A 13083-nucleotide genomic window follows, 5' to 3' on the forward strand; every position below is an offset into this window, starting at 1 on the left:
GTGCTCCAACCCTTTCTTTGCTTACTTTCTTTGGCGAAGCAAAGAAAGTGAGCGGCTGCCGGGCCGCCCCCGGCAACCACGGTCGTCCGAAGAGCAAACAGAATTAGCTACCAATAAACCGTCCAGCTTACGCCCCCACCAAAGCCGCATCCAACAACTCAATCCAATGCTTCACCGGCGTATCAGTCCCCGACTGCAAATGCGTCAGGCATCCGATATTCCCCGAAACAATCATGTCAGGCTGAGTAGCCTGCAAATTATTCAACTTGTTGTCGCGCAAACGATAAGACAGCTCCGGCTGCAACACCGAATAAGTCCCCGCAGAACCACAGCATAAATGACTGTCAGCGCACAGCTTGACGTCAACACCGGCGCTACCAAGAATCTGCTCCACCTTGCCGCGAATCTTCTGCCCATGCTGCAAAGTGCAAGGCGGATGATAAGCCACGCGTTTCCCGATTTTTCCCTTGAGCTTGCCCGCCAACTCCACTTCAAAGTCCGGCAGAATCTCGCTGATGTCGCGCGTCAGTTGCGAAATGCGATGCGCCTTGGCTGCGTAGGCAGCGTCGTGCTGCAGCAGATGCCCGTATTCCTTGACGGTGGCGCCGCAGCCGGAAGCATTCATCACGATCGCCTCGACGGTAAATCCAGCCGAGCCGTCCACATACGGCCACCACGCATCGATGTTGCGGCGCATGTCATTGAGCCCGCCATCCTGATCATTCAGGTGATAACGAATCGCGCCGCAGCAGCCGGCCTTGGGCGGCACGATCAATTCGACACCCAGCGCATCCAGCACGCGTGCGGTGGAACTGTTGATGTTGGGCGACATGGCCGGCTGTACGCAGCCGTCGAGCATCAGCATCTTGCGCGCATGCGTGCGCGTCGGCCACTGGCCCGCGTCTTGTTTGACCGGCACCTTGTTCTGCAATTTTTGCGGCAACAGCGGACGCACCAATTGACCGGCCTTCATCGCCGGATTGAACAACCACTTGTTCGGCAGCAGCGTCTTGAGCGTGGTGCGCACGATGCGCTGGCCGAGCGGACGTGGCACCTGATCTTCGACCACCTTGCGGCCGATGTCGACCAGGCGGCCGTACTGCACGCCGGACGGACAGGTCGATTCGCAGTTGCGGCAGGTCAGGCAACGGTCCAGGTGCGATTGCGTGGCGGCGGTGGCCTGCTTGCCTTCGAGCACCTGCTTGATCAGGTAGATGCGACCACGCGGACCGTCGAGTTCGTCGCCCAGCAGTTGATAGGTCGGGCAAGTCGCCGTGCAGAATCCGCAATGCACGCAGGAGCGCAGGATGGCGTCGGCTTCCTTGCCTTCGGGAGTGTCGCGGATGAAATCGGCCAGGTTGGTTTGCATAGATTAAAACTCGCTGTACATGCGACCGGGATTGAAGATGCCGGATGGGTCGAAGGAGGCTTTCAGGTTGCGATGGATCTTGGCGACCGCGGGCGCGAGTGGCTGGAACACGCCCACGCTCTTGTCGCCGCCGCGATACAGGCTGGCGTGACCGCCGGCTGCAGTTGCGGCGGCGCGGATCGCGGCCACGCCGTCATCACCGCGATACCAGCGCTGGGCGCCACCCCATTCGATCAGCTGCGCGCCATTGAGCGCCAGCGGCTGCGCCACCGACGGCAAGGAAATCCGCCACAACGGCGCATCCACGTCAGCGAAGAACCCATGGTTCTGCTCGCGCAGGTCGCGCCAGAAATCTTCGCCGTTGGTCAGCTCCGACCCGCCAAGCTTGGTCTCTGCGGCAGAGACCGCAGCCTGCGCGCCCGACAAACGAATCGTCAGCACGCCGTTGACCCAGGCGCTGGCCGACAGCGGCAGAGGCTGCCCGCCCCATTCGTTGAGCAGGCGGATGGCATTGGCCTGATCCACTTCAAACACGCGCGTACTGGTGGCGAAGGCTTGCGGCAATACCTTGATCGAGGCCTGCAGGATCAGCCCGAGCGTGCCGAGTGAACCGGTCAGCAGGCGCGAAACGTCATAGCCGGCGACGTTCTTCATGACCTGCCCGCCGAAATGCAGGACCTGTCCTTGCGCATCCATGAGATCGGCGCCGAGCACGAAGTCGCGCACCGATCCGCTGGCCTGGCGGCCCGGTCCCGACAAACCCGTCGCGATCATGCCGCCGACGGTGGAGAAGCCGCCAAAGCGCGGCGGTTCGAACGCCAGCACCTGATTGTTGGCTGCCAGCGCGGCATCGATCTCCGACAATGGCGTGCCGCAACGTGCGGTGATCACCAGCTCGGTCGGCTCGTAATCGATGATGCCGCTGTGGGTACGCGTGTCGAGCACTTCGCCGCGCGGTTCCTGGCCGTACCAGTCCTTGGTGCCGCCGCCGCGGAGTTGCAGCGGCGCGCCGCCGGCCGTGGCCGCGACGATGCGCTCCTTGAATGCTTGCAGTGTCTGTTCCATGCGTTAAAACCTTGGCAAATCGGGAAATTTGATGGCGCCGCGCTGCACGTGCATCTTGCCGTACTCGGCGCAGCGATGCAGTGACGGAATGGCCTTGTCGGGGTTGAGCAGGAAGGCCGTGTCGAAGGCGCGCTTGACCTTGAAGAAGGCTTCGCGCTCTTCCGGCGAATACTGCACGCACATGGAGTTGATCTTCTCGATGCCGACGCCGTGCTCGCCGGTGATGGTGCCGCCGACTTCGACGCACAGCTCGAGGATCTCGGCGCCGAACAATTCGGCGCGGTGAAATTCATCCGCCTGGTTGGCGTCGAACAAAATCAGCGGATGTAGATTGCCGTCGCCGGCATGGAACACGTTGGCGCAGCGCAGGCCATACTTGCCTTCCATTTTGGCGATGCCGAGCAGGACTTCGGCCAGTCGCTTGCGCGGGATGGTGCCGTCCATGCAGTAATAATCGGGCGAGATGCGGCCGGCTGCGGGGAAGGCGTTCTTGCGGCCGGACCAGAAGCGCAGGCGCTCGGCTTCGGACTGCGATACGGCGATGGCGGTGGCGCCGCTGGCGTTGAGCACTTCGCTCATGCGGCCGATTTCTTCTTCGACTTCTTCAGTAGTGCCGTCGGATTCGCACAGCAGGATCGCTTCGGCGTCGACGTCATAGCCGGCCTTGACGAAGGGCTCGACCATGCGCGAGCTGGTCTTGTCCATCATCTCCAGGCCGGCCGGGATGATGCCGGCGGCGATCACGTTGGCGACGGCATTGCCGCCCTTCACCACGTCGTCAAACGAGGCCATGATCACGCGCGCCTGCTGCGGCTTGGGCACCAGCTTGACGGTAACTTCGGTGACGATGCCGAGCATGCCTTCGGAGCCGATGAAGACCGCCAGCAGATCGAGGCCGGGCGCATCGAGGCCGGCGTTGCCGAGCTCGACGACGTCGCCTTCGATGGTGACCATGCGCACGCGCAGGACGTTGTGCACAGTCAGGCCGTATTTGAGGCAGTGCACGCCGCCGGAGTTTTCGGCGACGTTGCCGCCGATGGTGCAGGCGATCTGCGACGATGGATCGGGTGCGTAGTAGAGACCATAAGGCGCCGCTGCTTCGGAGATCGCCAGGTTGCGCACGCCGGGCTGGACCACGGCGGTACGCGAATACTTGTCCATGCTGACGATCTTGTTGAACTTGGCGGTCGACACCACCACGCCGTCGGCGATCGGCATGGCGCCGCCCGACAAACCGGTGCCGGCGCCGCGCGGGACGATCTGGACTTTCAGGTCGTTGCAGGTGGTGAGGATGGCGATGACCTGCGCTTCGTTCTCGGGCAAAACCACGACCATCGGCAACTGGCGATAGGCGGCCAGGCCATCGCACTCGTAAGGGCGGGTGTCTTCTTCGTCGAACAGCACGCAATGCGGCGGCACCACCGCTTTCAATGCGGCAACCACCTCGCGCTGGCGGGCGGGAGAAAATAAGGGAGCGACTGGGGCGTTCATGCGTGACCTCGTTTGGCTTTGGGCTGGGACGCGGCGATGACAGATGAATTATTGTTTCCGGCTTATGGCGCCGGTTTGGAATGCTTGTCTCGCTATTGTCTTCGCAATGCCTGAAGTGTAGCGAATTTCAGCCGGGGAAAGCGAAAAGCGTGGTCAGGGCGCACTGAAAAGAATTCACGACGCGCTGTGAATAACTTTCAGGGACTCGAACCTCTTGAGGCGCGAAGAAGGCGCCGCTGGCAAGGCGCATCGACGCAGACAGTGCGCTGGCACGGCAAGGCGTTGCAACGCAGCCAGCGGCGGCTTATTCGCGCCTCAGATGTTCTTGAAGGCGTTTTGCAGCCAGTCGATGAAAGCATCGACTTCGGGCCGGTCGCGGATCTGCTTTTCGTAGACCACGTAATAGGCGTGCGGCGGCGTGCGCAGGCGCACGTCGAAGAGTTCGACGATTTCGCCGCGTGCCAGCAGTTCTTCGGCGAAATGCTGGCGCGTGAGGCCGACGCCGTAGCCGTGGCGTACCGATTCCAGCAGCAGGCCGAGATCGTCGACGCGCAGGCCGGTCGACGGCTCCGGCCAATCCTTGAGGCCGGCCGCTTCAAACCAAGGCTGCCACGGCTCCAGCGCCGAGCGCAGCAGGATCGCGTGCTGCAGGTCTTGCGGCCCCTTGAGCGGCGGGATGGTCTTCAGGTAGGCCGGGCTGGCGACGGCGAAGGCCGGCTCTTCGAATAATTTTTCGGTGACAAAATTGGGATAGTTGCCGGCGCCGAAACGGATTTCGACATCGCTCTCCGACAGGCTCAGGTCGTACAGCGGCACCGACAGGTACATCTCGACGGTGATGTCGGGATAACGCTGCGTGAACTCGGCGATGCGCGGCACCAGCAAGTGGCGCGCGAAGGTCGGCGGCAGCATGATCTTGACCTTGGGCTGCACCGTGGCGTTGCGATGCGGCATCGGGAAATCGGTCAGCGTGCGCAGCGCGGAGCGCACCACGTCGAGATAGCGGCGACCAAATTCGGACAGGCCGATCGAGCGACCGTCGCGAAAGAACAGGCGCTCGCCGACGAACTCTTCCAGCAAACGGATACGGTGCGACAACGCCGAGGGCGTGATGCAGAGCTCTTCCGCCGCCACGGCGAATGAATTGTGACGCGCCGCCGCTTCAAACGCGGAAAGGGCATGGACGGGAGGAAGGCGTGTTGCCATGTCTTGTTCTACCTGCTGTTGTTGCGGGACGGCCGTTGCACGGCGCGTCCCGGGGTGCTGCTTGCTATTGGATGCGGAATCAGATGATTACCAGCGTACGATCTTGCCCGGATTCATGATGTTCTTCGGATCGAGCGCATGTTTGATCGCGCGCATCACGTCAATGGCGCCGGCGCCGTGTTCCTGCACCAGGAAATCCATCTTGTGCAAACCGACACCGTGCTCGCCGGTGCAGGTGCCGTCCATTTCGAGGGCGCGCGTGACCATGCGTTCGTTGACCCCTTCGGCGCGGGCGATGTCGGCCGGATCGTTGGGATCGACCATCATCTGCACGTGAAAATTGCCGTCGCCGACGTGGCCGATGATGGCGTGGATCAGTCCCTGCGATTCGCAATCGGCCTTGGTCTCCAGCACGCATTCGGCCAGGCGCGAAATCGGCACGCAGCAATCGGTGGAAATCGCGCGTCCACCCGGGCGCATCTGCAGCAGTGCGAAATAGGCGTTGTGACGCGCGGTCCACAAACGCGTGCGGTCTTCAGGACGCGTGGCCCATTCGAAGCCCAGCGCGTTGTTGTCGTTGGCCAGTTCCTGCACGACCTCGGCTTGTTCCTTGACGCCGTTTTCGCTGCCGTGGAATTCAAACAGCAACAAGGGATTTTCGGGCAGTGTCATCTTGTCGTGGGCGTTGATCGCCTTGACGCCGTTTTCGTCGAGCAGCTCGACGCGCGCCAGCGGCACGCCGACCTGGATCGCCTGGATCACGGTGTTGACCGCATCGGCCACGCTCGGAAAAGAACAGATCGCGGCGGACACGGCTTCCGGTTGCGGGTACAGGCGCACGGTGACCTCGGTGATGATGCCCAGCGTGCCTTCGCTGCCGACGTAGACGCGGGTGAGGTCGTAACCTGCCGAGGACTTCTTGGCGCGGGTGCCGGTCTTGATGATGTTGCCGTCGGCGGTGACCACGGTCAGCGCCAGGGTGTTTTCGCGCATGGTGCCGTAACGCACGGCGTTGGTGCCGGACGCACGCGTCGATGCCATGCCGCCGATGGAGGCGTCGGCGCCCGGATCGATCGGGAAGAACAGGCCGCTGTCCTTGATTTCCAGATTGAGCTGCTTGCGCGTGACGCCGGCCTGCACGGTGGCGGTGAGGTCTTCGCCGTTGACCGCCAGCACCTGGCTCATCTGCGACAGGTCAATCGTGATGCCGCCTTGCAGCGCCAGCACGTGGCCTTCCAGCGAAGTACCGGTGCCGTAGGGAATGACGGGAATGCGATGTTCGCTGCAGGCCTTGATGATGGCGGCGACTTCTTCCGTGGTGTGGGCGAACGCCACGGCGTCGGGCAGCATCGGATCGTAGGACGACTCATCGCGGCCGTGATGCTCGCGCATCGCCTGCGTGGTCGAAAAGCGATTGCCAAGGAGTGTCTGCAAGCTTGTGAGCAACGCTTCGGGAACGGGCTTGCGCAGTTTCTGCGCATCAACGATATGGTTCATTGTCTGTCTCTCTGTCTGTTGGAATAGTGACGCCAGGGAATATTCCTGCATGCCGGAAAAACACGGAAACTGCCATGCAGCGGCCTGCCCTGTCGTCAAAACCTCTGTGGGATTTTACTCTCTTGCCGCAGACATATTTTATATTTGTCTGACAACTTCAGCTCTGGGCGCCGATTTTTTAGCTATGCTTGGCTTTTGATTTGCAGCGAACAACGAATAGAGAACAGGGAACAGGGAACAACATGGGCAATCGACTTTCCAAAATCGCAACCCGCACCGGCGACGACGGCAGCACCGGACTCGGCGACGGCAGCCGCATCGCCAAGGACGCGCCGCGCATTCACGCACTGGGCGAAGTCGACGAACTCAATTCGCAGCTCGGCCTGCTGCTGTGCGAAGACCTGCCGGCCGGCGTGCGCGAGGAATTGCTGGCGATCCAGCATGACCTGTTCGACCTGGGCGGCGAGCTGTGCATTCCCGGTTACAGCGTGATCGCCGATGCGCAGGTGGCGCAGTTGGACGCGCTGCTGGAAAAGCACAACGCCGATTTGCCCCCGCTCAAGGAATTCATCCTGCCCGGCGGCTCGCGCGCGGCAGCGCAGATGCATGTCTGCCGCACCGTCTGCCGCCGCGCCGAACGCGCCGTGGTGACATTGGCGCAATCAGAAGACGCCGCGGTCAATCCGCAGCCGCGCCAATACCTGAACCGGCTGTCGGACCTGTGCTTCGTGCTGGCGCGCGTGCTCAATCGGCATGCCGGCGGCGGCGATGTGCTGTGGCACAAGGACAGGAATAAAGATCAGAACAAGGAAACCTGAAGACAATAAAAAAGCGGCCTGAGCCGCTTTTTTATTGTCGTCGTCATTACGTTAAGTTCAGCCGTTGTTGACCACCAGACGCGGCTGGTCCTTGCCGAAGCGTTGCACGATGGAGGCCGCGATGCCGTCGCTGTCGAGGCCGCATTTGGCCAGCAACTGACCGGCGTCGCCATGGTCGATGAAACGGTCCGGCAAACCCAGGTGCAAGATAGGTTTGACGATGCCGGCTTCGGCCAGCGCTTCGGATACCGCAGCGCCGGCGCCACCCATGATGCAGCCTTCTTCCACGGTTACCAGCGCGTCATGGCTGGCGGCAAGTTGCTTGACCAGTTCGACGTCGAGCGGCTTGATGAAACGCATGTTGGCGACCGTAGCGTTGAGCTTGTCGCCCGCCGCCAGCGCCGGCGCCACCATGGTGCCGAACGCCAGGATCGCGATGCCCTTGCCTTCGCGGCGCACTTCGCCCTTGCCCAGCGGGATCGTGCTCAAGGTCTTTTCCACCGCCACGCCGCTGCCGGAACCGCGCGGGTAACGCACCGATGCCGGGCCTTTGTAGGCGAAGGCGGTCGACAGCATCTGGCGGCATTCGTTTTCATCCGAGGCGGCCATGACGACCATGTTCGGAATACAGCGCAGGAAGGCCAGATCGTAATTGCCCGCATGCGTGGCGCCATCGGCGCCGACCAGTCCGGCGCGATCGAGCGCGAACGTCACATCGAGGTTTTGCAAGGCGACATCGTGGATCAACTGATCGTAGGCGCGTTGCATGAAGGTCGAGTAAATCGCCACGACCGGCTTCAGTCCTTCGCAGGCCATGCCGGCGGCGAAGGTGACGGCGTGCTGCTCGGCGATGCCGACGTCGTAGTAACGATCGGGGAATTTCTGCTCGAACTTGACCATGCCCGAACCTTCGCGCATGGCGGGCGTGATGCCGACCAGGGTCTTGTCTTGCGCAGCCATGTCGCACAGCCATTCGCCGAAGACTTGCGTGTACGTCTGCTTGCTGGCGGCGGCCGGCTTGATGCCTTCGGCCGGATTGAACTTGCCGGGACCGTGGTACAGCACCGGATCGGCTTCGGCCAGCTTGTAGCCCTGGCCTTTCTTGGTGACCACGTGGAGGAACTGCGGTCCCTTGAGGTTCTTCAGGTTTTGCAGTGTAGGGATCAGCGAATCGAGGTCGTGACCGTCGATCGGGCCGATGTAGTTGAAGCCGAATTCTTCGAACATGGTGGCCGGCACGATCATGCCCTTGGCATGTTCTTCGAAGCGCTTGGCCAGTTCCAGCATCGGTCCCGGCAGCATCGACTTGCCGACGTTCTTGGCCTTGGCGTAGAACTGCCCGGACATCAGGCGCGCCAGGTAACGATTGAGTGCACCGACAGGCGGCGAAATCGACATGTCGTTGTCGTTGAGGATCACCAGCAGATTGACGTCTTCACTGATGCCGGCGTTGTTCATCGCTTCGAAAGCCATGCCGGCGGTCATTGCACCGTCGCCGATGACGGCGATCGCGTGACGATCTTCGCCCTTGGTCTTGGCGGCCAGCGCCATACCGAGCGCAGCGGAAATCGAGGTCGACGAATGCGCGGTGCCGAAGGTGTCGTACTGGCTTTCAGCGCGGCGCGGGAAGCCGGAAATGCCGTCGAGCTGGCGCAGCGTCGACATCTGGTCGCGCCGGCCGGTGAGGATCTTGTGCGGATAAGTCTGGTGGCCGACGTCCCAGACGATGCGGTCTTCCGGCGTGTTGAAGACGTAATGCAGCGCGATGGTCAGTTCGACCGTGCCGAGATTGGACGAAAGATGCCCGCCGGTCTTCGATACCGAATCGAGGATGAAGGCGCGCAACTCGTCGGCCAGTGGCTTCAACTGAGTGCGCGGGAGTTGCCGCAAATCGGCGGGGCTGTTTATCGTAGTAAGCATGCTGGGTCTTGTCACCGTTAATTGGTTTTCTGCGAGCGTGCGGAAAATACCGCCGCAATCGCTTATGCCTTGCGTTGCACGATCAGGTCGGCCAGTTCATGCAGGCGCCGGGCCCTGTCGCCAAACTGTTCCAGCGCCTTGTGGGCGTCGTTGCGCAGCTTTTCGGCCAGCGCCTGCGATTCGCTCAGGCCGAGGATGGAGACGTAAGTCGGTTTGTTGTCGGCGGCGTCCTTGCCGGCGGTCTTGCCGAGCGTGGCGGAATCCGCCGTCGCATCGAGAATGTCGTCGACCACCTGGAACGCCAGGCTGATCGGGCACGAATACGCTTCCAGCGCAGCCTGTTCAGCCACCGTCAGGTTCTTGCCGCTGCAGGCGCCAAGCAAAATGGCGGCACGCAGCAGCGCTCCTGTTTTGAGCCTGTGCATCTGTTCCAGTTCCGCCAGCGACAAAGTCATGCCGACGCTGGCCAGATCGATGGCCTGGCCGCCGCACATGCCGGTCGAGCCGGCCGCCTGCGCCAGCAGGTTCAGCATCTTCAGCTGGCGCGCGGCGTACTGTTCTTCAACGTTGTCGGACAGCACGGCGAACGCCTGCGCCTGCAACGCGTCGCCCACCAGCAAGGCGGTCGGCTCGTCGTACTTGACGTGCACGGTCGGCTTGCCGCGGCGCAAGGCATCGTCGTCCATGCACGGCATGTCATCGTGCACCAGCGAATAGACGTGGATCATTTCGACGGCGGCGGCGGCGCGATCCAGCAATTGCGCCGGCGCATCGAACAGCTCGCCGGCCGCGTACACCAGCAAGGGCCGCACGCGCTTGCCACCGTCCAGCGCGGTGTAGCGCATGGCCTGGTGCAGGCGCGCAGGGATTTCGGTAACCGCCGGCAGATACGCGTCGAGCGTGCCTTCCATGCCGGCCTGGACCTGTTGCATCCAGTCAATGAACGAGGCGTCGGCGTTGTTGTCTGTGTCGATCCGCGCGTTCATTCCTCGTCCTCTTCGGACTCACCGGCGCCGGTGCCGGCCAGTGGCTTGAGCATGTCGCCTTCAAGCACCTTGACCTGGCTGTCGACCTTGTCGAGTTGCACCGAGCAGAACTTGACCAGTTCAGCGCCGCGCTTGTAGGCGGCGACAGAGGCTTCCAGCGGGAGTTCGCCGGCTTCCATCTGGATGACCAGTTGTTCGAGCTCTTCCATGGCCTCTTCGAACGAGGCGGGCTGGCTGGCTTTGACGGGATTCTTTGGCATAGTGGCTGATTTCAGATATAGCCCGTCATTTTAGTGCAATCCGCCACAGATAGGCGGCCGAGCGCGTATTTTCAGGCGATTCAACCGCGCAATCCGCCCTGAATAACGGGATTTATGGCATAATCCGCAGTTCTGTCCAAAATTTCCTCTTCATATTATTTGAACCCAGGTTTTTGCGGATTCTTTCTCTCTTAGGTTGGTGCAAATTAATTTGGGGGCGGAGATGTCCGATCTTGCTACTTTTGCCAAACTGGCGCGCTCAAACGCGCAACTACCAGTTGACGTCTATTTTGACGATGCGCTTTTCAAGCGCGAAATTCACCAGTTATTTCAACAGGGGCCTCGTTACGCCGGCCATGAACTGATGGTGCCCAATGTCGGCGACTACGCGACGCTGCCATGGGAAAACGAAGGTCGCATGCTGGTGCGCAACGCGCAGGGCATCGAACTGATGTCCAACGTCTGCCGTCATCGCCAGGCCAAGATGCTCGACGGCCGCGGCAACGCGCGCAATATCGTCTGCCCGTTGCATCGCTGGACCTACGATCTCAAGGGCGACCTGATCGGCGCGCCGCATTTCGGCGAGACGCCGTGCCTGAACCTGTCCAAGACACCTTTGCAAAACTGGAACGGCCTGCTGTTCGAGAACAACGGCAAGGACGGCAACGACGTCGCTGCGCAATTGAAGCAGCTGGGCGTGACGCGCGACCTGGATTTTTCCGGCTACCTGTTCGATCACGTCGAAGTGCACGAGTGCGACTACAACTGGAAGACCTTCATCGAGGTCTATCTGGAGGACTATCACGTCGAGCCCTTCCATCCGGGCCTGGGCAGCTTCGTCAGCTGCGACGACCTGAAATGGGAATTCGGCAAGAACTACAGCGTGCAGACCGTGGGCGTCAATCACGGCCTGGCCAAATCGGGTTCGCCGACTTACAAGAAATGGCAGGAGCAGGTGCTGCGCTTCGGCAACGGCCAGCCGCCGAAGTACGGCGCGATCTGGCTGACGCTGTATCCCAACATCATGGTCGAGTGGTATCCGCACGTGCTGGTGGTGTCGACGCTGTGGCCCAACGGTCCGCAAAAGACCACCAACGTGGTCGAGTTCTACTACCCTGAAGAAATCGCCCTGTTCGAACGCGAGATGGTCGAGGCCGAACGCGCCGCGTACATGGAGACCTGCATCGAGGATGACGAGATCGCCCTGCGCATGGATGCCGGGCGGCGTATACTCATGGATCGCGGCACCAGCGAAGTCGGTCCGTACCAGTCGCCGATGGAAGACGGCATGCAGCACTTCCATGAATGGTACCGGTCGCAGATTGCGGTGCAGGAAAACGGAATTTCAGTCTGAATTTCAGTCTCTTCTTTTTTGAGGAAAGCATGCAGAAAGCGCCGATGATGCGATGCTCACGATGTAGTCCGACAGCATCTGCAACGCCAGACCAATTCTGCAGCACCTCCGATTAACGTACGATCCGAAGGCAGCGCCGGCTCCAGCTCGCGCTGCCTGTTTTTTTGCCCTCGCTTTCGAATAGAGTATCGCCATGCAATCCCTCTGGATGCTTGTTGCCTCCTTCCTGTTTTCCATCATGGGCGTGTGCGTCAAGCTGTCGTCCGACTACTATTCCACCGCTGAAGTGGTGCTGTGCCGCGGGATAGTCGGCGTCATCTTCATCTATGGTCTGATCAAGATCCGCGGCGGCACGCTCAGGACGCCCTACCCGCGCGACCACATCATTCGCGGCGGCGTCGGCGTGATTTCGCTGTGGCTGTGGTTCTATTCGTTCGGCCTGCTGCCGGTAGCGACCGCCACCACGCTCAACTACATGTCGTCGATCTGGATCGCCGCGATGCTGTTCGGCGTCGCCTGGTGGCAGGGCAAGAAGCGTTTTGAATGGGGCCTGGCCGGCACGGTGCTGCTGAGCTTCGTCGGCGTGGCGATGCTGCTGCGGCCGTCGATCGACTCCGACCAGTTGGTGGGCGGGCTGATCGCGTTGTTTTCCGGCGTGCTGTCGGCGCTGGTCTACCTGCAGGTGCGCAAGCTCGGCCTGCTGGGCGAGCCGGAGTACCGCGTGGTGTTCTACTTCTCCTTCACAGGCTTGCTGGCAGGCCTGGTCGGCAGCGTGGTGATCGGCCGTATCCCGTTCTGGCACGCACATTCGGCCAAGGGCCTGGCGCTGCTCGTCACCATTGGCCTGACCGCGACGCTGGCGCAGATCGCCATGACGCGCGCCTACCGGCTCGGCAATACGCTGGTCACGGCCAACCTGCAATACACCGGCATCGTGTTCGCCAGCCTGTGGGGCCTGTTCATCTGGAACGACGCGCCGGGCTGGATGGGCTGGGCCGGCATCGGCATCATTCTGATGAGCGGTGTAGTCTCGACGTTTTACAATCAGCGTTCCCAGCAACAATCCCGACAATCGAGCAATCTGCCGGCGAGCGATCCGATCGCCACCGAAGTTTAG

Annotated in this window: 11 protein-coding genes; 3 read left to right on the top strand and 8 right to left on the bottom strand. The window is 61.6% G+C overall.

Features of this window, described 5'->3' with window-relative positions; genetic code table 11:
• Positions 1 to 127 precede the first annotated feature (127 nt).
• From glcF to E4P32_RS16610, 5 genes are all read right to left on the bottom strand, one after another.
• Positions 128 to 1369 (bottom strand): glycolate oxidase subunit GlcF, encoded by a 1242-nt coding sequence (glcF, locus tag E4P32_RS16590; protein ID WP_116434750.1) that lies wholly within the window; start codon positions 1367 to 1369, stop codon positions 128 to 130.
• A 3-nt stretch (positions 1370 to 1372) separates the two neighbouring features.
• Positions 1373 to 2434, bottom strand: a complete 1062-nt coding sequence (gene glcE, locus E4P32_RS16595; RefSeq protein ID WP_116434748.1) for a glycolate oxidase subunit GlcE — start codon at positions 2432 to 2434, stop codon at positions 1373 to 1375.
• 3 nt (positions 2435 to 2437) lie between these two features.
• Positions 2438 to 3925 carry an FAD-linked oxidase C-terminal domain-containing protein gene (locus E4P32_RS16600; RefSeq protein ID WP_116434747.1) on the bottom strand — a complete coding sequence of 496 codons (1488 nt, stop codon included), beginning with the start codon at positions 3923 to 3925 and terminating at the stop codon, positions 2438 to 2440.
• A 315-nt stretch (positions 3926 to 4240) separates the two neighbouring features.
• The gene (locus E4P32_RS16605; protein WP_116434745.1) at positions 4241 to 5131 is read right to left on the bottom strand and encodes a LysR substrate-binding domain-containing protein; all 891 of its coding nucleotides are present in this window, start codon (positions 5129 to 5131) and stop codon (positions 4241 to 4243) included.
• A gap of 87 nt (positions 5132 to 5218) precedes the next feature.
• Positions 5219 to 6628, bottom strand: a complete 1410-nt coding sequence (locus tag E4P32_RS16610; protein WP_116434744.1) for an FAD-linked oxidase C-terminal domain-containing protein — start codon at positions 6626 to 6628, stop codon at positions 5219 to 5221.
• 242 nt (positions 6629 to 6870) lie between these two features.
• Between E4P32_RS16610 and E4P32_RS16615 the strand changes: the two genes are divergently transcribed.
• Positions 6871 to 7446, top strand: a complete 576-nt coding sequence (locus tag E4P32_RS16615; protein ID WP_116434742.1) for a cob(I)yrinic acid a,c-diamide adenosyltransferase — start codon at positions 6871 to 6873, stop codon at positions 7444 to 7446.
• 57 nt (positions 7447 to 7503) lie between these two features.
• Here the strand turns inward: E4P32_RS16615 and dxs are convergent, their stop codons facing one another.
• The 3 genes from dxs to E4P32_RS16630 all read right to left on the bottom strand — a co-directional run bounded on the left by dxs (position 7504) and on the right by E4P32_RS16630 (position 10612).
• On the bottom strand, positions 7504 to 9366 hold the full coding sequence (gene dxs / locus E4P32_RS16620; protein ID WP_116434740.1) for a 1-deoxy-D-xylulose-5-phosphate synthase: 1863 nt from the start codon (positions 9364 to 9366) through the stop codon (positions 7504 to 7506).
• Positions 9367 to 9428: 62 nt separating this feature from the next.
• Positions 9429 to 10352, bottom strand: coding sequence for a polyprenyl synthetase family protein (locus E4P32_RS16625; RefSeq protein WP_116434738.1), 924 nt, complete (start codon positions 10350 to 10352; stop codon positions 9429 to 9431).
• Positions 10349 to 10612 carry an exodeoxyribonuclease VII small subunit gene (locus E4P32_RS16630; RefSeq protein ID WP_116434736.1) on the bottom strand — a complete coding sequence of 88 codons (264 nt, stop codon included), beginning with the start codon at positions 10610 to 10612 and terminating at the stop codon, positions 10349 to 10351. Before E4P32_RS16630 ends, E4P32_RS16625 begins: the two co-directional genes overlap by 4 nt.
• Before the next feature lie 223 nt (positions 10613 to 10835).
• On the opposite strand from E4P32_RS16630, the gene E4P32_RS16635 reads away from it, so the two are divergent.
• Both E4P32_RS16635 and E4P32_RS16640 read left to right on the top strand, forming a co-directional pair.
• Positions 10836 to 11966 carry an aromatic ring-hydroxylating dioxygenase subunit alpha gene (locus E4P32_RS16635; protein WP_116434734.1) on the top strand — a complete coding sequence of 377 codons (1131 nt, stop codon included), beginning with the start codon at positions 10836 to 10838 and terminating at the stop codon, positions 11964 to 11966.
• Between the two features lie 193 nt (positions 11967 to 12159).
• Complete coding sequence (locus E4P32_RS16640) at positions 12160 to 13083, top strand: DMT family transporter (RefSeq protein ID WP_116434732.1); 924 nt, start codon at positions 12160 to 12162, stop codon at positions 13081 to 13083.

The sequence above is a fragment of the Herbaspirillum sp. 3R11 genome (assembly GCF_004563925.1).
Lineage (GTDB): Bacteria > Pseudomonadota > Gammaproteobacteria > Burkholderiales > Burkholderiaceae_D > Herbaspirillum.

Bases quoted from the DNA above. Each gene is read 5' to 3' on its own strand.
- glcF (WP_116434750.1), bottom strand. From the start codon at position 1,369: ATGCAAACCAACCTGGCCGATTTCATCCGCGACACTCCCGAAGGCAAG.
- glcE (WP_116434748.1), bottom strand. From the start codon at position 2,434: ATGGAACAGACACTGCAAGCATTCAAGGAGCGCATCGTCGCGGCCACG.
- E4P32_RS16600 (WP_116434747.1), bottom strand. From the start codon at position 3,925: ATGAACGCCCCAGTCGCTCCCTTATTTTCTCCCGCCCGCCAGCGCGAG.
- E4P32_RS16605 (WP_116434745.1), bottom strand. From the start codon at position 5,131: ATGGCAACACGCCTTCCTCCCGTCCATGCCCTTTCCGCGTTTGAAGCG.
- E4P32_RS16610 (WP_116434744.1), bottom strand. From the start codon at position 6,628: ATGAACCATATCGTTGATGCGCAGAAACTGCGCAAGCCCGTTCCCGAA.
- E4P32_RS16615 (WP_116434742.1), top strand. From the start codon at position 6,871: ATGGGCAATCGACTTTCCAAAATCGCAACCCGCACCGGCGACGACGGC.
- dxs (WP_116434740.1), bottom strand. From the start codon at position 9,366: ATGCTTACTACGATAAACAGCCCCGCCGATTTGCGGCAACTCCCGCGC.
- E4P32_RS16625 (WP_116434738.1), bottom strand. From the start codon at position 10,352: ATGAACGCGCGGATCGACACAGACAACAACGCCGACGCCTCGTTCATT.
- E4P32_RS16630 (WP_116434736.1), bottom strand. From the start codon at position 10,612: ATGCCAAAGAATCCCGTCAAAGCCAGCCAGCCCGCCTCGTTCGAAGAG.
- E4P32_RS16635 (WP_116434734.1), top strand. From the start codon at position 10,836: ATGTCCGATCTTGCTACTTTTGCCAAACTGGCGCGCTCAAACGCGCAA.
- E4P32_RS16640 (WP_116434732.1), top strand. From the start codon at position 12,160: ATGCAATCCCTCTGGATGCTTGTTGCCTCCTTCCTGTTTTCCATCATG.